At 50.9% G+C, this 18,427-nt stretch carries 17 protein-coding genes; 5 read left to right on the top strand and 12 right to left on the bottom strand.

Annotated features, from left to right (window positions below; translation table 11 throughout):
• Positions 1–874 precede the first annotated feature (874 nt).
• From GX135_01100 to GX135_01155, 12 genes are all read right to left on the bottom strand, one after another.
• Entirely contained in the window at positions 875–2,665 is a 1,791-nt protein-coding gene (locus tag GX135_01100) for a 2Fe-2S iron-sulfur cluster binding domain-containing protein (GenBank protein NLN84684.1), read from the bottom strand.
• A 17-nt stretch (positions 2,666–2,682) separates the two neighbouring features.
• The gene (nuoF, locus tag GX135_01105) at positions 2,683–4,245 is read right to left on the bottom strand and encodes an NADH-quinone oxidoreductase subunit NuoF (GenBank protein ID NLN84685.1); all 1,563 of its coding nucleotides are present in this window, start codon (positions 4,243–4,245) and stop codon (positions 2,683–2,685) included.
• Positions 4,242–4,700 (bottom strand): NADH-quinone oxidoreductase subunit NuoE, encoded by a 459-nt coding sequence (gene nuoE / locus GX135_01110; GenBank protein NLN84686.1) that lies wholly within the window; start codon positions 4,698–4,700, stop codon positions 4,242–4,244. Before nuoE (GX135_01110) ends, nuoF begins: the two co-directional genes overlap by 4 nt.
• Positions 4,701–4,714: 14 nt before the next feature.
• Positions 4,715–6,568 carry a 4Fe-4S binding protein gene (locus GX135_01115; GenBank protein NLN84687.1) on the bottom strand — a complete coding sequence of 618 codons (1,854 nt, stop codon included), beginning with the start codon at positions 6,566–6,568 and terminating at the stop codon, positions 4,715–4,717.
• Between the two features lie 14 nt (positions 6,569–6,582).
• A complete protein-coding gene (locus GX135_01120) occupies positions 6,583–6,948 on the bottom strand; it encodes a (2Fe-2S) ferredoxin domain-containing protein (protein ID NLN84688.1) in 366 nt (121 codons plus the stop codon).
• Positions 6,948–7,517, bottom strand: coding sequence for a sensor histidine kinase (locus tag GX135_01125; GenBank protein NLN84689.1), 570 nt, complete (start codon positions 7,515–7,517; stop codon positions 6,948–6,950). The genes GX135_01120 and GX135_01125 overlap by 1 nt, the downstream gene beginning before the upstream one ends.
• Positions 7,518–7,524: 7 nt before the next feature.
• Positions 7,525–8,007, bottom strand: coding sequence for an NAD(P)H-dependent oxidoreductase subunit E (locus tag GX135_01130; GenBank protein ID NLN84690.1), 483 nt, complete (start codon positions 8,005–8,007; stop codon positions 7,525–7,527).
• Positions 8,008–8,029: 22 nt separating this feature from the next.
• Positions 8,030–8,710, bottom strand: a complete 681-nt coding sequence (locus GX135_01135) for a PHP domain-containing protein (GenBank protein ID NLN84691.1) — start codon at positions 8,708–8,710, stop codon at positions 8,030–8,032.
• A gap of 67 nt (positions 8,711–8,777) precedes the next feature.
• Complete coding sequence (locus tag GX135_01140; GenBank protein NLN84692.1) at positions 8,778–9,116, bottom strand: hypothetical protein; 339 nt, start codon at positions 9,114–9,116, stop codon at positions 8,778–8,780.
• 10 nt (positions 9,117–9,126) lie between these two features.
• Positions 9,127–10,407, bottom strand: a complete 1,281-nt coding sequence (locus GX135_01145; protein ID NLN84693.1) for a 4Fe-4S binding protein — start codon at positions 10,405–10,407, stop codon at positions 9,127–9,129.
• Positions 10,400–10,900 carry an ATP-binding protein gene (locus GX135_01150; GenBank protein NLN84694.1) on the bottom strand — a complete coding sequence of 167 codons (501 nt, stop codon included), beginning with the start codon at positions 10,898–10,900 and terminating at the stop codon, positions 10,400–10,402. Before GX135_01150 ends, GX135_01145 begins: the two co-directional genes overlap by 8 nt.
• Position 10,901: 1 nt before the next feature.
• Positions 10,902–11,249 carry a transcriptional regulator gene (locus GX135_01155; protein ID NLN84695.1) on the bottom strand — a complete coding sequence of 116 codons (348 nt, stop codon included), beginning with the start codon at positions 11,247–11,249 and terminating at the stop codon, positions 10,902–10,904.
• A gap of 393 nt (positions 11,250–11,642) precedes the next feature.
• Here GX135_01155 and GX135_01160 point away from each other — a divergent pair, with 393 nt between their 5' ends.
• From GX135_01160 to GX135_01180, 5 genes are all read left to right on the top strand, one after another.
• Complete coding sequence (locus tag GX135_01160) at positions 11,643–12,569, top strand: hypothetical protein (GenBank protein ID NLN84696.1); 927 nt, start codon at positions 11,643–11,645, stop codon at positions 12,567–12,569.
• A gap of 21 nt (positions 12,570–12,590) precedes the next feature.
• Positions 12,591–14,216, top strand: a complete 1,626-nt coding sequence (locus GX135_01165) for a T9SS type A sorting domain-containing protein (GenBank protein NLN84697.1) — start codon at positions 12,591–12,593, stop codon at positions 14,214–14,216.
• A gap of 428 nt (positions 14,217–14,644) precedes the next feature.
• Complete coding sequence (gene nuoE / locus GX135_01170; GenBank protein NLN84698.1) at positions 14,645–15,121, top strand: NADH-quinone oxidoreductase subunit NuoE; 477 nt, start codon at positions 14,645–14,647, stop codon at positions 15,119–15,121.
• Position 15,122: 1 nt separating this feature from the next.
• A complete protein-coding gene (locus GX135_01175; GenBank protein NLN84699.1) occupies positions 15,123–16,892 on the top strand; it encodes an NADH-quinone oxidoreductase subunit NuoF in 1,770 nt (589 codons plus the stop codon).
• Between the two features lie 4 nt (positions 16,893–16,896).
• Positions 16,897–18,427 (top strand): FAD-dependent oxidoreductase (locus tag GX135_01180; protein NLN84700.1); only part of this gene is annotated, 1,531 nt, incomplete at its 3' end.

The raw sequence follows: 18,427 nt of genomic DNA on the forward strand, positions 1-18,427 counted from the left end.
GCCTAAAGAGCGGAGCTGAGTGATCGAAAGGACATTGTGCCAGATGAATCTGGCACCAACGACCGGATGAATCCGGTGTTCCAACTCGCTATTCCGCAGTTAGTTAGCAACCTTTTTGAACCCTAAAACGCTAAAACGCAAAACCCTAAAACGTAATCACTTTTTCATCTTCATCATCCTGTGCATCCCTAATCTATTAAAAATCACGGGCTGGATTCTTCGCTGATGCTCAGAATGACGCATGGGCGCGGGGTTTCTGCCTAAAGAGCGGAGCTGAGTGATCGAAAGGACATTGTGCCAGATGAATCTGGCACCAACGACCGGATGAATCCGGTGTTCCGACTCGCTATTCCGCAGTTAGTTCGCAAACTATTTGAACCCTATAACGCTAAAACGCAAAACCCTAAAACGTAATCCCTTTTTCATCTTCATCATCCTGTGCATCCCTAATCTATTAAAAATCACGGGCTGGATTCTTCGCTGGTGCTCAGAATGACGCGCAGCGGAACGATAAAACCCCACAACCCTAAAATCAGCGTTATAGGCGTAATCTGCGTGACACAAAAAACCTGCGGAAAACCCCTTGACAAACCCCCAAATTCTGCCCCTATATATATAGAAGGATGTTTTTATTAGCGCGCAAAAAAAACAGACTGAAAAAAACTCGGAGGACATTCAATGTGAAAATGAAATGCAAATGTGGCTTCAGAACCCGATAGCCTGAGATTACGGAGCAGCCCCGGTTTCAACGCGGTTCATTTTCCATCGAACGCATATCCTGAGAAAGAAAAAAGGGGCGAAAGAGGAAAATCTTCCCGGCAAAACAAAAGGCGGGAACAAAGTCCCGCCTTCTGAGATGTTATTTTAGCCTTTTTTAGTGGGCAGTGTGTTTTTCGGTGACTTGTTCCACGACCTGTCCATCGCTCACAGAGCGTTTGAAATAGTAGGTGTGGAGCAGTTTAAGCGCCAGGGGTGAAAGAGGTGCGCCCAGGAAACGCTCATAGATTTTGACGACTTCGGGATTTTTGTGGGATTGACGCACGGGAAGGCTGCGATCTTCTTCATAGAGAGAAAGTCCGCGGCGGGCACGGGAAGCGATGTCATTTCCATAAGGCTGACCACCGCCACCAACGCAACCACCAGGGCAGGCCATGATTTCGATGAAGTGCCAGGGTGATTCGCCTGTGGTGGCAAGGCTTTCGCGCACGCGGTCCATCACGATGCGGGCATTGCTGAGGCCGTGGGCAACCGCAACGCGCACTTCGCCAAAGCCGGGAATGTCGATGGCAGCTTCCTTCACGCCTTGGAGACCACGGACAGCGTCGATGTCCAGGTGCTCAAGTTCTTTTCCCGTAACCAGGAAATAGGCGGAACGGATGGCAGCTTCCATCACACCGCCGGTGGCACCAAAGATGGTTCCAGCGCCGGAATAGAAGCTCATGCCTTCGTCCGGTTCTTCTTCCGGCAGATTGGCAAAGTCGATGCCGGCTTCCTTAATCATGCGGATGAGTTCGCGGGTGGTGAGCACATAGTCTGTATCCTGGAATCCGGAGTCACGCAGTTCGGGACGGCGGGCTTCGAATTTTTTGGCGGTGCAGGGCATGACAGCCACAGAGACGATTTTGGCGGGGTCGATGTTGTTTTCCTTCGCGTAATAGGTTTTGGAAAGCACGCCAAACATGCTCATGGGGGATTTTGCGGTGGAAACGCAATCCGCGAGGTCGGGATAGTAGGTTTCCATGAATTTAATCCAGCCAGGAGAGCAGGAAGTGATGAGGGGGCGTTTTTCGCCCGCTTTAAGTTTTTCCACACATTCGGTTCCCTCTTCCAGGATGGTGAGGTCGGCGGTGAAGTTTGTGTCCATCACGCTGTCGAAACCGATTTTACGCAGAGCGGCATACATTTTCTTGGGTGTGACCGCGCCGAGGGGAAGACCAAAATCCTCACCCAGGGAAACACGGACAGAGGGAGCTTCCTGAACGATGACATGTTTGTCCGGGTCCAGGATGGCATCCCAAACTTCGTCGATTTCGCCGCGTTCACGCAGAGCGCCGGTTGGGCAATAAACTGTGCATTGTCCGCAGTTTACGCAGGGGCTGTTTGCCATGCCCATTCCGAAGGGAGTGTCCACATGGGAGCCGATTCCGCGGTCCGTCATGGTGATGGCAAAAACGGTCTGCACTTCGTTGCAAACGGTGATGCAGCGTCCGCAGGAGATACATTTATTCACGTCACGGATGATGGAAAGTGAGCTTTCATCCACGGGCTTGCGGTCCAGGATGGTGGGCATTGCTTCAGGGTCGACGCCCAGATTGTTCGCCAGGGTTTGCAATTCACATTTGTTGTTTGCCACGCAGGTGGGGCAGGTCACATCGTGGTTTGAAAGAATCATTTCAATGAGGGTTTTGCGGTATGAGCGCAGGTGTTTGCTGTTTGTTGCCACCTTCATTCCTTCATTCACGGGGGTGCAACATGCCCTTTTGGGGGCGGGTGTGCCTTCGATTTCCACAACGCAGACGCCACAATTTGCGGTTGGCGGCAGGTCGGGATGATAGCACAGCCTGGGGATGTAAATCCCGTGTTTATCGGCGGCTTCGATGATGGTCATGGTGTCCGGAACTTCCAGATGCTGGCCATCGATCCAGATATTTACAGTTTTAGCCATTTCTAAACCTCTTTATCTTACTTTTTTGTTATCGCGATGAATTCGTCACGGAAGTATTCGACGGCGGAACGTATGACCAATACAGGGGATTGTCCCAGCGCGCAGAAGCTTGTTGCGAACATGGTTTCAGCGATGGTGAGCATGAGCTCGACATCGTCCATGCTGCCATTTCCTTTTTTGATTTTGGTAATCAGCTTGTAAAGCTGTTGGGAGCCGTTGCGGCAGGGAGCGCATTTTCCGCAGGATTCATGACGGAAAAACCTCAGGATTGACCAGAGGACATCCACGATGCTTTGATGCTCGTTTATCACCAAAATGGCGCCCGAGCCCAAAACAGCGGCATAATCCTTCAAACTGGCAAAATCCATGTTTACATCCAGCATTTTTTCAGGCAGGAAAACGCCCGCAGCTCCGCCCACGAGAGCGGCTTTGAAGCGGAAGCCTTTTTTCATGCCGCCGCCATGCTCGTTGATGATGGTGCGCAGGGTTGTGCCCATATCAACTTCGCAGAGGCCGGGATGCGCGACGTCGCCCAAAATGGTGTAAACCTTGGTGCCGGCTGCATCCGGAGTGCCGTGTTTTTTGTAGGCATCCGCGCCTTCTTTGATGATGAAGGGAACGTTGGCAAGGGTTTCCACGTTGTTCACAACAGTGGGAGCCTTCCAGAGGCCTTCAACGCCGGGGAAAGGCGGTTTCCAGCGTGGGTGACCGCGGTTTCCTTCCAAAGATTCGATGAGGGCGGTTTCCTCTCCGCAAACGTAGGCGCCGGCGCCAATCTTAATCTCGATATCCAGGTCGAAGCCGGAACCGAAGATGTTTTCGCCAATGATGCCATATTCGCGGCATTTATCGATGGCTTTTTGCAGGCGCTCGATGCAGAGTTTGTATTCTCCACGGATGTAAATCCAGGCTTTGGTGGCGCCAACCGCGCGGGCGCAAATCATTGTGCCTTCAAGCAGTTGGTGTGGGTCACCTTCCATGATGAGGCGGTCTTTAAAAGTGCCAGGCTCGCCTTCGTCGGCATTCACCACCACATATTTTTGGGGTGCTTCGATGGGAGCCGTGAAGCTCCATTTCACCCCAGTGGGGAAGCCGGCACCGCCGCGTCCTTGGAGGCCGGATTTTTTCACTTCGTTCACAATATCGATGGGCTGCATCTGAGTGAGCGCTCTTTCCCAGGCTTCATAACCACCAAAGCCGATGTATTCATCAATGCTTTCGGGGTCGATGAGGCCGGAATTGCGCAGGACGATGCGGTTTTGATAGTCGAATTTGGGGGTGAATTTCCCAATTGCGTCCAGCATCAAACGTCCCACAGGACGTCCTTTCAGGAAGTGTTCTTCCACCAATTCCGGGATGTCTTCCAGCTTAACATCTTGATAGTTGATGTTTTCCGGATAGACGCTGAGGCAGATTCCGCGCCCGAAAAAGCCCAGGGGGCCGGTTTCAAGCACGTTCACCTCTTCCTGGAGATGGTGTTTGGAAAGCTCCGCTCTGAGGCTGTGGAGAAAATCCTCCACCCCGGCTTGCAGGGAGGTTTCATTTATTCCCACCAGGATATGGCTGCGATAGAATTTCATTGGTTCCCCCTTCTGATCTTTTCGATGATTTCCTCGACTCTTTCATCTGTGAGGTCGCCATAGACATCGTTGTTAATCATCATCACGGGAGCGTTTCCACAAACTCCCAGGCAGGCGCAAAGTTCCAGGGTGAAAAGCCCGTCCCGCGTGGTTTCCCCAGTTTGGACATCCAGCAGGGCTTTGAGCTTGCGCAGGATGTTTTGGCTGCCTTTGATGTGGCAGGGCGGGGATTCGCAGAGACGGATTATATTTTTACCGCGTGGCTTGGTGCTGTACATTGTGTAGAATGTGAGCACGCCATAGATATGGTTTTCGGCAATGCCCAGATATTTCGCCACAGTTTGCACCGCCTCGTCTGAGATATAATGCTGTGGATGAGTGTCTTGGATCTCGTGCAGGATCTGAATGAGGTTGTGTTTTTCAGGAGTGTATTTGTTACAGATCTCTGTGTACATGGTTCCTCCTTTCTTTAATCGTCATCATCGGCCAAACGGGCCAAGCGCTCTTGATTTTTTGTTACGTCGACATGTATACCGGGGATGCGGTCGATGGCATTAACCGGACAAACGTCCTGGCAATTGCCACATTTGATGCAATCCACCTGGTGGATGGTGTATTTTTCCTCGCGGGAACCGCTGATGCATTCCACAGGGCATTTGCGCGAGCAAAGCGAACAGCCGATGCAGCGTTCTTTATCTATATTGAAATAGAACAGGTCTGTGCAAACCTTTGTGGGACAGGTTTTGTCCCGAATATGGGCTTCATATTCGTTGCGGAAATAGCGGATGGTGGAAAGCACGGGATTGGGCGCGGTTTGACCGAGGCCGCAAAGCGAAAGCTTGTTGATGGCTTCGCCCAGGCGCTGCAATTCGTCCAAATCACCTTCCCTGCCCTTGCCTTTGGTGATGCGGTCCAGAATGTTATACATCTGTTTCAGACCGATGCGGCAGGGCGGGCATTTTCCGCAGGATTCCTCCACGCAGAATTCGATGAAGAACTTGGCAACGTTCACCATGCACTTTTTGTCGTTCATCACGATGACGCCGCCGGAACCCATCATGGCTCCGCGTTCTTTCAGGCTTTCATAATCCACACCAACGTCAAGGTGTTCGACAGTGAGGCAGCCACCTGAGGGTCCGCCAAGCTGAACCGCCTTGAAAGGATGGCCACCGGTCATGCCGCCGCCAACATCGTAAATCAGCTCACGCAGGGTGATTCCCATGGGAACTTCCACGAGGCCGGTGTTGTTGATGTCACCAGTGAGGGCAAAAACCTTGGTTCCCTTGCTGGTTTTGGTTCCCATTTCGGAAAACCACTGCGCGCCTTTCAGGAATATTGTGGGCAGGTTGGCCATGGTTTCCACGTTGTTCACCACGGTTGGTTTTTCCCAAAGTCCCTTCGTTGCAGGATAGGGCGGTTTGGGTGTGGGGTTTCCGCGCTCCCCTTCCAGGGAGTGGATTAGAGCCATTTCCTCGCCACAAACGAAAGCGCCGGCTCCGGTGCGAACCTCAGCGTCGAAGCAAAAGTTCGAGCCGAAGATGTTTTTGCCCATGAGGCCAACTTCTTTTGCCTGAGCGATGGCACCCTTGATGCGCTGAATGGCAAGGGGATATTCCGCGCGGATATAGAAAAATCCTTTGGACGCGCCGATGGAATATGCGCCCAACATCATCCCTTCCAGGATGCGATGAGGGTCACCTTCCAAAAGTGAGCGGTCCATAAACGCGCCGGGGTCACCTTCGTCGCCATTGCAGATAATGTATTTTTCATCGTCCTTGATGTTGTGAACCATCTGCCATTTAATATGGGTGGGAAATCCTCCGCCTCCGCGTCCTCGCAAACCGGATTCCTTCACCACGTTGATGGCGTCCTGGGGGGTCATTTCGGTCAAAACGGTTCCCAAGGCTTCATAACCACCTGTGGCGATGTATTCTTCCAAACTTTCAGGATTGATATAGCCGCAGTTTGCCAGCGCCACTTTAATCTGTTTTTGGTAAAAAGGCACTTCTTTTTGGGCGGCAAAAACTTTTTCATCTTCCTGAAGCATGAGGCGCTGAACAGGGCGTCCCTTCACAAAATGTTCGGAAACGATATCATCCACATCCTCCACTTTCACATGTTTGTAGAAGATGCCTTCGGGATAGATAACCAACACTGGACCATAGTCGCAGGGGCCCATGCAGCCTGTTTCAATCAGGTTTACCTCACCGGTCAAACCATGTTCGTCCAACACGGTGTGAAAACGTTCCTTAATCTTCAGTGCGCCTGCCGAAACGCAGCCTGAGCCACAACAAATCAGCAGGTCAATTCTTTTCAAAGCCATTCGTTCCTCCCAGATTAGTTGCCTGTGGCAACCACATAATCGGAGACAATCCTGCCATTGACGATGTGCTCAACCACCACCTTTCTAACCTTGTCGGGATTCATGTTTCCATAGGTGACCTTGGGTTTGTCTTCTTCGATAACGTCCACAACGGGCTCCATTGAAGCCAGCCCTTTTTCACCGGTCTGGGTGACGAGGACGTCGGTGAGGCTACGGTTCGCGATTTCTTCCAGAAAGGTCTTCATGACTTCGCGCGCGCCCATCGCGATGCCGGATGTTCCCATCCCCACCACGATTTTCACGCGAACGCTGCCGCCACGAAGCTTCATCTCTTCCTGGGCTTTTTCACGGATTTTTTTGAGGTCTGCAAGTGTTTTCATCAGACATTCTCCATGCTTGTATTTTGTATTCCTTCTTGTAAAGATTGGTCAATGTATTCAATCACATCGGGATAGGTGAGCGGAATATCTCCCAGCTCTTCCTTGATGGCCGCGGTTTCAAAATGGAAGGAATATTCGCGGCCTCTTTCACAGTGGATTAAAATGATGTGGAAATCCACCTCCGGGTGGCCGATTATGGCTCCCAGCAGCGTGGCTTTCAGGTTGCCCAAGGGCATGCGGTCGATGTGGTTCAATTCAAAATCCACCGTGAGAACAGTGCCGAAACCCGGCTGGCTGCTCATTTTGAACGAACCATTGCTCATCTCCGCGTTTTGTTTGAACAGCGGAATACCCAGCCCCACCTTCTTTTCACGCTCACCTTTGCTGGTGTAAAAAGGGTCTTGGGCCATGGCCAAAGTCTCGCTGTCCATGCCGGTGCCGTTATCTTCCACGATGATGCGCAGAAGATTTGTGCCCACGTCCTTGATGACGCGGACCTTTATATTCCTGGCTTTGGCCCGGACGCTGTTTTCGATTATGTCCAGCAGATGCAGGGATATATCTTGCATTTGCAGCCTATTCGTATTTTTTGAGGATCTCGGATAGCTTGTCCCTGGTGTCGACGCGCCCGTATGCTTCGTCGCCAATCACAAAAACTGGCGCCAAGGAACACGCACCAACGCAGCGAACAGCGCTCACTGTAAAGCGGTTATCTTCCGTTGTTTCACCAACTTTCACACCCAGTTCCTCCTCAATCATCTGAGCAAGGCGAGGCGCACCTTTAACGTAGCAGGCCGTGCCCATGCAGATATTGAGGGTATATTTCCCACGTGGGGTCATGGTGAAAAAGTTGTAAAAAGTTACAACGCCGAATACCTTGTTTGCCGGGATATCCATTTCCCGGGCAATGAATTCCTGCACTTCAACTGGCAGGTAACCAAAGATTTCCTGGGCCTGACGCAAAACCTCGATGAGCGGGTTGCGCAGTTCCCGGCTGGCTGCGATGACCTCTCTGAGTTGGTCATACAACAGATTGTCTTGCTGTGTCGCGGGAGCCATTAACTCCTCCTGTCTCTGTATTTTATACTAAAATCTTTCTATTTTCGATGCCCAACGCGGCTTTGGCAAGCTCATCCGCGCGGGGACTTTGGGCGAAAACCCTGCTGATTCCCGAGCCCAAATCTGCCAGATAGTGAGCGTCCGAACAGCGCAAAAAGCTTTTGCCATCCAGCTCCGGATGCAGAGCCAAAAAACCATCCAGCTTCAGGCTTGCCGTGATGCCAAACAGGTCGAAACGTGGTTCCGGCGGCAAAAATCCCAACTGTCCAAAAAGGCTGTTCACTTCGGCGTCAACATGGGCGGGAACGCAGTATCCTCCGTAGCTGCGAGCAATTTCCACAGCGCTTTGCAAATCCCATACGGAAGAGTTTATCAGCGCCCGTTGTTCCATTCCTAAAATGTTACCATTTTCGTCAATGATTACTTGATCCCCAAAAAATTCAGGGTCGTTGTCAATCGGCAAAAGTGAGCCATGAAGCTCGCCGCCAAAGGCTTTTGCCTGTTCACATTCGTCAAAATAAACCAAGAGATGAATCTCTTCGGAAGTCTGCACTTCCACGCCCCAGGTGAAATTAATTCCCCCGGCGCGGGCGGCAGCTTCGTAAGCAGGGCAGTTTGCCAAAGAATTATGGTCTGTGATGGCCATCCACTCTATTCCACAGGCTTTTGCGCGTTCCACCACATCCCGGGGCGACATTTCCAAGCCTCCGCAGGGAGAAAGAACTGAATGGATATGCAAATCTGCCGTGAACCATCGCATCGCGCGTTTTTTATTTCAGCATCCCGTAAAGAATGCCAGCCAGGCTGAAGCTGTCCAACTCGCTGGAAATCAGGCAGATTCCTTCAGAAGTCGCCTTTTCCACCACGTTCTCTTCCGGGACGTTTCCCTTGGAAAAAACAATGGCGGGAATTCCCGTCAGCGCGGCAACTGCCACCGTGTTCAGATGTTTCATAATCGTAATCCAGGCTTGGCCTTCGCGTGCCGAACCCATCACATCACTAAGCATATCGCAAACATAGCCGCCGCTGATTTCTATCTTTTCGGGGTCCACTTTCGGAGTGTGGTTCGTCCCCTGGACCGCGGCCATGTATTCTGCCAAATTTATCATTTTCAATTCCTTATTGGTCCTCTTCCTTGCTGTGACGCTTGAGCAGCACCACACAGTCATCAATTGTGGCTTTGCCCTGAACGATGTCTTCGGCGAGGGCATAGCAGCTTGGAGACCCGCAGGCACAGCAGTTCAAGCCTGGCAGTGTCGTCAGAATCTCGTTCAGCTTCTTCATTTTCATAATCGCTTTTTTGATGTTTTTATCCAGTTCCAGGATGGAACGCGGCGCCAGGGGCACAACATCAAATTCCCCATCACGATACAGCTTTGCCAGCCCCATCGTATCCAGTCTGCTGTTCACCCCATCCTTAATCATTTTCTTGATGCGGCTCATCGCCACGAAGGGGTTTTCAACGTTGAAAGCGCCGCCCACACAACCATTTGTACAGCTTCGCAAAACTATATAATCATATTGATCCAGATAGTGGTCTTCCACCCGGGACAAAATCTCCATCACGTTTTCAACGCCGTTCACGGAAAGGGTGCGAATATCCTCACAATCCACCAGCTCTGCCTGAACTCCGGAAAGCGCCCAGGTGAGCCCTCTCGGATACGTATCTATCTGCGGCGGATTGTTTTGCAATTGCTTGATATACTCGCGCACCCTGCCATAAATCATGCCGATGGAAAAAGCGCCATCCTGCAGGCGTTTATAGGCTCCCTCAGGCTGATGCACAGCGGTCATGTGAGCCGGGCAGGGCACGATTAAAAAGATGCCGATATCCTCTTCCGGTATGCCTTTCAGAGCCATCACACGTTCCCTCAAATAGCTGGTGAGTATGCTCATCGGCGCTTCCAGATGAAAAAGGTTCGGAAGCAGGGAAGGATATTTTAGCTGCACCAAACGCACCACGGTTGGGCAATTGCTGGACAGGATGGGACGCATGTCACGATTCGCGCGGATATAATCCCGAATCATGTTTATCATGAATTCCGTCACCATTGCCTCTTCCTGAACCTCATCGAAGCCAAGCTCGTAAACAGCTTGTTTTGCAACCTCATAGGAAACATCTTCCGTAAACTGGCCAAAATAGGAGGAAGACAGCACGGCAATCTTATATTTGAAATTATCGATTAAATCCAGCGGGTCGCTGTGCGGAATGATGGCGTGAAATTGACACACCTCAATACATTTACCGCAGTCCACACAGCGGTTTGGGTTAATCCACGCCTTACGGTCTCGAACGCGGATTGCCTCTGTGGGGCAAACCCGCACACAAGCCGTGCAGCCAGTGCAGTTGTCCGGCAAAATATGTAAAGCGTGGTAGTATTGGCTTTCTTCTTTATTCATCATTATTAAAAAAGATTAGAAACTCCAAAAGCGTCTTTCCATTTTCCTCCGAACGGATGCGCAGAGCATCAGCATTCTTTTTGATGTTTGGCAAGCCCAAACCAGCTCCAAAACCAAGCTCACGCACCATTTCATCCGCGGTGGAATAGCCTGGAATCATGGCTTGTTCGATGTCCGCGATACCCGGACCATCGTCTTCAAAAATCACGTGAATCAAATCCGGATAGACGTGGCTCAACATCATTCCACCCTGGGAATGTGCCGCCACATTTATCTCTGCCTCGTAAGCCGCAACCGCCACGCGGCGAAGCACTTCCGGATTCACACCCAGGCGTTTCAACAGGTTTTTCACCTCTGCCGAACCTTTGCCGGCGCTGTTGAAATCCTTTTCCGGGATGGGTGAATCCATGGACACATCTGCCTCTGGAGGTTTTTCAATGAAATCCCTGACGGCTCGCTCGTATCCATTGTGGATATGAAAGTATTCCGCCATGTCAGATTTTACAGCTACGAAGTCCCGCACCATATAACAGACCGCTGGAGCGATACATGGTTAAATCTGTGCAAATCAAGGGTAGGTCACGTTCTTTGGCCATCTCGGTGATTTCATCCATAGGACGTTTGCCACGCACAAAAATGATGCCAACGATGTCAATCATGTCTGAAAGCCGGATCACCTGATTGTTTGTGAGGCCGGTGAGAAGCAGGGTTGGCTCCTTGGTACACATGAGGATATCGCTGATTAGGTCAGACGCGAAAGCACAGGGAACCTCCACATCCAATCCAGAACCGGCGAAAAGAACTTCGCCTTCCAATAGTTTTACAATTTCCTGTAAGGTCATTCACTGTCACCTGTTTACTTTGATGAAATCCATATGATTGAAACGCCCGTATCAGTCAAGTATTTATTTGCCCCCTCAGAAATATGCTGACTGGAAGCGGATGCAAGCCGCTTTGGATGTGGCTTGATATGAATTCAATCATCCATCCGGATTTGTTGTTTTCCCCTCTGTAATCTTCTTTTTAAATCACCCCTGCTCCGCTCTTTATTCCAGCGCCAGAGTCACAAATACATGCCTCGTGAGCTTCCCGATAAAGAATCGGGATACTCACGGGTTGATGCCAGGAAACACTGCTGTTGGAATAAAGAGCGAACCCAGCGTCAATTTTCCCAAAACAGCGCCCACAAGAAAAGCCTTGACGTCAACGCCCCATTTCAGCTTTTGAGAAAAAACATGGATAAAAAACGCATGATGATGAAAAACGAAAGCTCGATGACGATGAAAATAACCCGCCGGAGACAAACTTTTCCCTGGTTTTTAGTTCTTTTAGCGTTGATTAGCCTCGCTCCGCTGCAGCTTGCGGCGCAAAACCTAAATCAGCAAATACTTAAATCAGAACGGCGACAGGAATACGTTTGGCATTTCGCGCTGATGCCGTTGGCGAATTTTGAGGCGAACCACCATTTTGGTTTGGAAAACGGTGATGAAAAAGGATATACTCCACACCATAACGCTTTGAGCGTCAGCGGCTTCCGCTTCAAAGCCATCAACCTTTGGCAGCGCGAGGCAGCCCGACCGAACAGTGTGACCTATCCCGCTTTCATGGCTGGTGCCAGCCTTGTTGACAAAGCCGTTTTCAGTTGGGAACAGGATTCCAAAGATTTGGGCATTCTGGTGGATATTGCCAGCGTAAACCTCGGCGTGACACAGCTTTCCTCTGGTGGGTTGTTGCATGGGCAGCTTGAAGTGGCAGGACATTACGGATTTCAAAGACCCCTGCAAAGCGAAATCGGCTACTACAGCTACGTCAGCTCTTTTTCAGACGGAAAAGAACGTACCTACAGGATTTGGGACGGCCAGTGGGGCGCGGAAGCCAGATTGCAGCTTGGTGTCAGGATTGCCAAACACAATTACCTGAACCTGCACGCCGGCACGCGCTATCAACAGCCTCTGAGCGGTAACTGGTATGCGAATCAAGACATTAGCGATTGGATGCTGGAAGACGCGGCTTTGCCCGCACCCTCCATTCCAACCGGTGCGCCCAGTCGCAATGCAGCTTTCGAAGGTTGGGGCTTCCATGTGGGCATTGGCATCGAAACCGGGGTTTTTCCCTACCTTTTGGGTCAGCTTTTCGACGCCGCGGATAAAGACCTGAAATAGATGTATATCAAGGATTTGAAGATGAAAAATGTAATCGTTTGCCTGCTGTTTTTCTGCGTCATTTTTTCGCTTTCCGCAGGGGCATGGACTTGGGCAAAAAGCCTCGATGCTGCGGAAGTGAGAGCTTGGGATATGGCTTCCTCACCGTTCTGCGACGCGCTTTGGGTGGCAGGGCAATTCAGCGAAACCATGAATTTCATGGGACAGGAATATCCCGCCCTGGGCGAGCCTGATGCCTACGTTGCCAAATATTCCCTCGCCGGCGAGGAGCAGTGGTTTCGAAGTTTCGGCTCTCCGGAGGAAGATGTATGTTTTTCCGTGGCAACTGGTTACAACGATTGGGGCAATTGCTTTTTCACCGGCTATTTTAATGGCACGATGAGCGTGGAAGGAATTGAACTGGTTTCAAACGGGAGCTGGGACGTGTTTTATGGCAAACTGGATGCGGACGGTAACTTGCAGTGGCTCAAAAAGTTCGGCGGAGCCTTGTACGATATGGGCTATGGCATGGCGGTGGATAGTGAGGATTATTTTGTGATTACGGGCTGGTTTGCAGACTCAATCGATTTTGGAAATGGCATCATTCTGGAGTCTTACGGCGGCAGCGATATGTTCCTGGCACGTTTTGACCCCCAAGGAAACTGTCTCTGGGCACGGCATGGCGGCGGAATCGGTGTTGATTATGGTTTCAAGGTCGATGTGGGATTGGATGGCAAAATTTACGCCACCGGCACATCCTCTGTGGGAGCGGATTTTGATGGACTCACCCCAAGCCAAAACGGTATGTTTTTAGCGGTTTATGATGTGGACGGCACCATCCTGCGCCTGACCTCGGCAAAGAACGCCAACCCCATAAATATCAGCGTTTCAAAGCAATCGGAATCCGAAAGCAGGGTTTTGCTGACCGGAAGGGTGACCGGTTCGGCGATTTTCGACGGCGTAACTTACAGCAGCATGGATGATTCCGACGATATATTCCTGGCGGAATACGATTTTGAGGAAAACCTCTGGAGCAATGTTCAAATCATCGGTGGGCCTGGTTCTGACAAGGGTCGCGCCGTTTTCGTGCATGATGTTTTTGGTTACAGCCTGGCAGCTTCATTTGAGGAAGAGCTTTATTATCAAGGACTTGAAGCCATTGCTGAAGGCAGTTGGGATTGCCTGCTCATACGTGAATTCGATGAACCTGCCATGACCTGGTTTGGCAGCCAAAACACTGATGTGATTGCCGATTTGCTGCGCTATGACGCCTTCCGCGAATATAGTTGCGGCTGGTATTGCGGAGAGATGAACCTGGGTGGCGTAACTTTGAATAGCGGCTCAGACTTTATCCAAAGCGGCTTTGTTGCCTGCTACGATTTTTCCGCCAGTTCCGTCAATGCTGAATTTTTGCCCGCACCCTCTTCCCTATTCTGTTATCCAAATCCTTTTGGGGAAACGCTTTACATCCAAACAAAACTTGGGGAGGCGCAAACTTTGCGTGTTTTCAACCTCAAGGGTCAAAAAGTGAAAACTCTACAACCCCAAGGGAAAAACAACTGGCATTGGGATGGACGTAACGAAAGCGGAAGCAAGTGCCCGCCAGGGGTTTACATCATCTCAGGAGAGAAAGGCTTGGGAGTGAGAAAGATCTTGCTGGCTCCCTGAAAGAAAAGTCCGTGTTGGAACGCAGCCATTAAAGACTTCCAGATCTTATACAGCTATTTTTTACGGGTTTCCAAAGTCTCTTCATAATTATAGAACGAGTCTCCTGAAAATGAGGTTGAAGTCTCCTAACCCTCTGTGTCGCTTAACATTGCTTTTGAAACATAAGGGAGACTAAAGGCGGCAAGCAAGAAGGCATGAAAACAAGTCATTGAGAATAAACTCAGGAACTAAACAGAAAAAAGGCTGAAAGCCCAGCGGTTAGCTTGTAACAACTATAAATTTCAACGCGTTATCCGTGCAATAATTTGGCTTGAATCCGCTGTTGCCACATTTTGTTTGACAAAGACCACAGGACAAAAATCATGTTCTTTCACGCTGGATTTATTGCGTATTTCATTGCAGCGTGGTATTTAAACTCACAAGGAGCCCTGATGGAACAGGATTTTAGCAGGCTGGATGAGATTATTTCAGCCCACCGGGAAAAAAAGGGAGCGCTGATACCGCTATTGCAGGCTGTGCAAGGCCTGGACGGCTATCTTTCCCGCCCTGTTCTGCAATATATTGCCAGCGAACTGGGCATCCCGCCCGCCGAAGTTTACGGTGTGGCTACCTTTTATTCAATTTTCCGGCTTCAGCCCCAGGGAAAACATATCATCCGCCTTTGCAAAGGCACTGCCTGTCATGTTTCAGATGCGGATGGGATTAAAGCTTCGCTTTTTGAAAACCTCGGCTTGGCGTTAAACGAAAGCACCACCAAGGATATGCAATTCACGGTGGTGGAAGTGGCTTGCCTGGGCTGCTGTTCCCTGGCGCCGGTGATTATGATTGACGACCAAACTTTTGGCAAGCTGAGTCCGGAGATGATTCCCGGCATTTTGGATCGTTTCAGGGACGCGGGGGCTTGATATGGATAAAATGATGGTGAAAGTCGGGCTGGCAAGCTGTGGCATTGCCGCCGGTGCTGAAGAAGTCTATCTCAAACTGCAAGAGCATCTTGGCGCTCATCCCGGGGCGTTCCAGCTTGCGGAAACCGCCTGCAACGGCATGTGTTTTGAAGAGCCGATTGTGGAGCTTTGCGGGCTGGAATTGGGAAAAGTGACCCTGGGACGCGTGAATCCTCAGAATATCCTGGCTTTGGTGGAAGAATATAAAAGCGGCAAGCTGCCTTCCTCAAACATAATTTTGGCAGAGCTGCATCCCGCGAAACACAATGAACTGATGGCAAACCAAAAGCGTATCGTGTTGCAAAACTGTGGGATTATCGATCCGCTTTCGATACAGGATTATGAAGATCGCGGTGGCTACGTCGCCCTGCGCAAAGCTTTGAAACTTTCCCCGGAAAACATCATTGCTGAAATCCAAAACTCCGGTTTGCGAGGACGCGGAGGCGCGGGATTTTCCACCGGACTGAAATGGGCACTCTGCGCGGCATCCAAAAGCGACAAAAAATATGTGATTTGCAATGCCGACGAAGGCGACCCCGGCGCGTTCATGGATCGCAGCATGCTGGAAGGCGACCCTCACAAAGTGTTGGAAGGCATGATGATAGGCGCCTACGCCATGGGTTCGGATGAAGGTTATATCTATTGCCGGGCTGAATATCCGCTCGCCATCAAACATTTGAATGCTGCCATCAAAGCCGCCCAGGAGCGTAACTATCTGGGAAACAACATTCTGGGCACGGGTTTCAGCTTCAAGCTCCACATCAAGGAAGGTGCGGGAGCTTTCGTTTGCGGCGAAGAAACCGCGCTCATTCATTCCATTGAGGGAAGCCGCGGTATGCCCACAATCAGGCCTCCGTTCCCGGCGGAAAGCGGACTTTGGGGCAAACCCACAAATATTAACAACGTGGAAACCTGGGCAAATATTGCCTGGATTATCCAAAACGGCGCCCAGGCTTTCAGGGCTATGGGAACCCATAAATCACCGGGCACCAAGGTGTTCGCCCTGGCTGGAATGATTGCCGGCAGCGGTTTGATTGAAATTCCGATGGGAATGACGCTGCGGGACATTATCTATAAAGTTGGCGGCGGCATGAAAACCGACAAACCCTTCAAAGCGCTGCAGATTGGCGGGCCTTCCGGAGGCTGTGTGCCCGCGGAACTGCTTGATACCATTGTGGATTACGACAGCATCACCGCCACAGGCGCCATCATGGGTTCGGGTGGAATGGTGGTGATGGATTCCGGCACTTGCATGGTTGACGTGGCTCGCTATTTCTTGAATTTCACCCAAAACGAATCCTGCGGAAAATGTACATTTTGCCGAATTGGAACGCGGCGCATGTTGGAAATTCTCACCCGCATCACCGAGGGCAAGGGAGTGCCCGAAGACCTTGATAAACTTGAAGAACTGGCAACGAACATCATCAAAGGTTCCCTGTGCGGACTGGGGCAATCCGCGCCAAATCCGGTTTTAACCACTTTGAAGTATTTTAGAGAAGAATATCTGGCGCATATAAACGAAAACCGCTGTCCCGCAGGGGTTTGCACCGTTCTTTTGCGCTATGAAATCCATCCTGATAAATGTATCGGCTGCACCGCCTGCGCGCGTGCCTGTCCTGTAAACTGCATTTCCGGATATGTGAAAAAGCCCCACCTCATCGATCAAAGCCAGTGCATCCAATGTGGACAGTGCTACAAAGTCTGCAAATTCGATGCCATCACAAAAGGATAAATGAATGATCACGGTAACCCTGAACGGAAAACAAGTTAAAGCAGAAGCCGGGATCACCGTCCTGGAACTCGCCCGACGCCACGGCATTGAAATTCCAACCCTTTGCGACGATAAAGAGCTGAATCCTTATGGCTCCTGCTGGGTTTGCGCGGTTGAAGTGAAGGGACGCCGCGGTTTTGTGACTTCCTGCGGAACAGTGATCAGCCCTGGAATGGAGATTGTGACCGATTCCGATGAGATTCACGCCGCGCGCAAAATGGCGTTGGAACTGCTGATCTCGGATCACTATGCCGATTGCGAAGCACCCTGCAAACTTGCCTGTCCCGACCATGTGGATGTGCAAAGTTACGTTTCGCTGATTGCCAACAAGCAATATCACGATGCAGTTAAAGTTATCAAAGACACCCTTCCCATGCCGCTTTCCATCGGTCGTGTTTGTCCCGCTTTTTGTGAAAGAGAATGCCGGAGACAGATTGTTGACGAAGCCATAGCCATTAGACAATTAAAGCGTTACGCCGCCGATGAGGACCTGAACGATTTTTGGAGCTACATCCCCGAAAAAGCCGCGGCATCCGGAAAAAGGGTGGCAATTGTGGGCGCCGGACCTTCCGGACTCACCTGTGGATATTATCTCTCGAATTTGGGACACGAAGTCACGGTTTTTGAAGCCGCTCCCGAAGCGGGAGGCTGGCTGCGCTATGGAATTCCGGAATACCGGCTTCCCAAAGATATATTGGACAGCGAAATAGAGCTGATGTGCGCCAACGGTATGAAGATTGAATATGGCGTCAGTTTGGGCAAAGAATTCACACTTGAGGGGCTCAGAACAGGTTACGACGCGGTTTACCTTGCCATCGGCGCGCAAAAAGCAGTGGCAATGCCGGTTAAAGGCTCCGACCTTGAAGGTTGCTACCTGGGCGTGGATTTCCTGAAAGAGCGCAGCCTTGGAAACACACCTGCTTTGGGCAAAAAAGTGGCCATCGTTGGGGGTGGAAACACGGCTATCGATTGCGCTCGCACCGCTATCCGCCTGGGTTGTGAGGTCAGTGTTATCTATCGCCGCACCAAGGACGAAATGCCTGCCGAAGCTTTTGAAATTGACGCCGCCGAGCAGGAAGGAGTGGTTTTCCACTACCTGTGCAACCCGGTGGAATATCACGGTAAAAATGGCAAATTGAACAAGGTGACCATCGAAAAGATGAGGCTGGGCGAGCCCGATTCCAGCGGAAGACGGCGTCCCGAACCAACAGGTGAGTTTTTCACCGAAGGTTTTGATTCCATTATCGCTGCCATTTCCCAGATTCCGGATGTGGAGGTTTTTGCCGATCCCCAAAACCGAATCGCGGGAAAAGAGCTTCCGCTCAGCCGTTGGCAAACCGCGATTGTGGATGAAAACACGATGTACACTGGCTTGGAAAATGTTTTTGCGGGTGGAGACTTCCGCCGTGGCCCAGCTACCGCCATCGAAGCAATCGCGGATGGACGTTTTGCGGGAGAGGCAATTCATCGCCTTCTGAGCGGAAAAGCCATTTTCA

The organism is Candidatus Cloacimonadota bacterium, assembly GCA_012522635.1.
Classification (GTDB): Bacteria; Cloacimonadota; Cloacimonadia; order Cloacimonadales; family Cloacimonadaceae; genus Syntrophosphaera.

What these genes read in the sequence shown, in the direction of transcription:
- GX135_01100 (NLN84684.1), bottom strand. Translation starts at nt 2,665, where the DNA reads ATGGCTAAAACTGTAAATATCTGGATCGATGGCCAGCATCTGGAAGTT.
- GX135_01140 (NLN84692.1), bottom strand. Translation starts at nt 9,116, where the DNA reads ATGATAAATTTGGCAGAATACATGGCCGCGGTCCAGGGGACGAACCAC.
- nuoE (NLN84686.1), bottom strand. Translation starts at nt 4,700, where the DNA reads ATGTACACAGAGATCTGTAACAAATACACTCCTGAAAAACACAACCTC.
- GX135_01125 (NLN84689.1), bottom strand. Translation starts at nt 7,517, where the DNA reads ATGCAAGATATATCCCTGCATCTGCTGGACATAATCGAAAACAGCGTC.
- GX135_01145 (NLN84693.1), bottom strand. Translation starts at nt 10,407, where the DNA reads ATGAATAAAGAAGAAAGCCAATACTACCACGCTTTACATATTTTGCCG.
- GX135_01175 (NLN84699.1), top strand. Translation starts at nt 15,123, where the DNA reads ATGGATAAAATGATGGTGAAAGTCGGGCTGGCAAGCTGTGGCATTGCC.
- GX135_01160 (NLN84696.1), top strand. Translation starts at nt 11,643, where the DNA reads ATGGATAAAAAACGCATGATGATGAAAAACGAAAGCTCGATGACGATG.
- nuoF (NLN84685.1), bottom strand. Translation starts at nt 4,245, where the DNA reads ATGAAATTCTATCGCAGCCATATCCTGGTGGGAATAAATGAAACCTCC.
- GX135_01120 (NLN84688.1), bottom strand. Translation starts at nt 6,948, where the DNA reads ATGAAAACACTTGCAGACCTCAAAAAAATCCGTGAAAAAGCCCAGGAA.
- GX135_01150 (NLN84694.1), bottom strand. Translation starts at nt 10,900, where the DNA reads ATGGCGGAATACTTTCATATCCACAATGGATACGAGCGAGCCGTCAGG.
- GX135_01115 (NLN84687.1), bottom strand. Translation starts at nt 6,568, where the DNA reads ATGGCTTTGAAAAGAATTGACCTGCTGATTTGTTGTGGCTCAGGCTGC.
- GX135_01130 (NLN84690.1), bottom strand. Translation starts at nt 8,007, where the DNA reads ATGGCTCCCGCGACACAGCAAGACAATCTGTTGTATGACCAACTCAGA.
- GX135_01165 (NLN84697.1), top strand. Translation starts at nt 12,591, where the DNA reads ATGAAAAATGTAATCGTTTGCCTGCTGTTTTTCTGCGTCATTTTTTCG.
- GX135_01155 (NLN84695.1), bottom strand. Translation starts at nt 11,249, where the DNA reads ATGACCTTACAGGAAATTGTAAAACTATTGGAAGGCGAAGTTCTTTTC.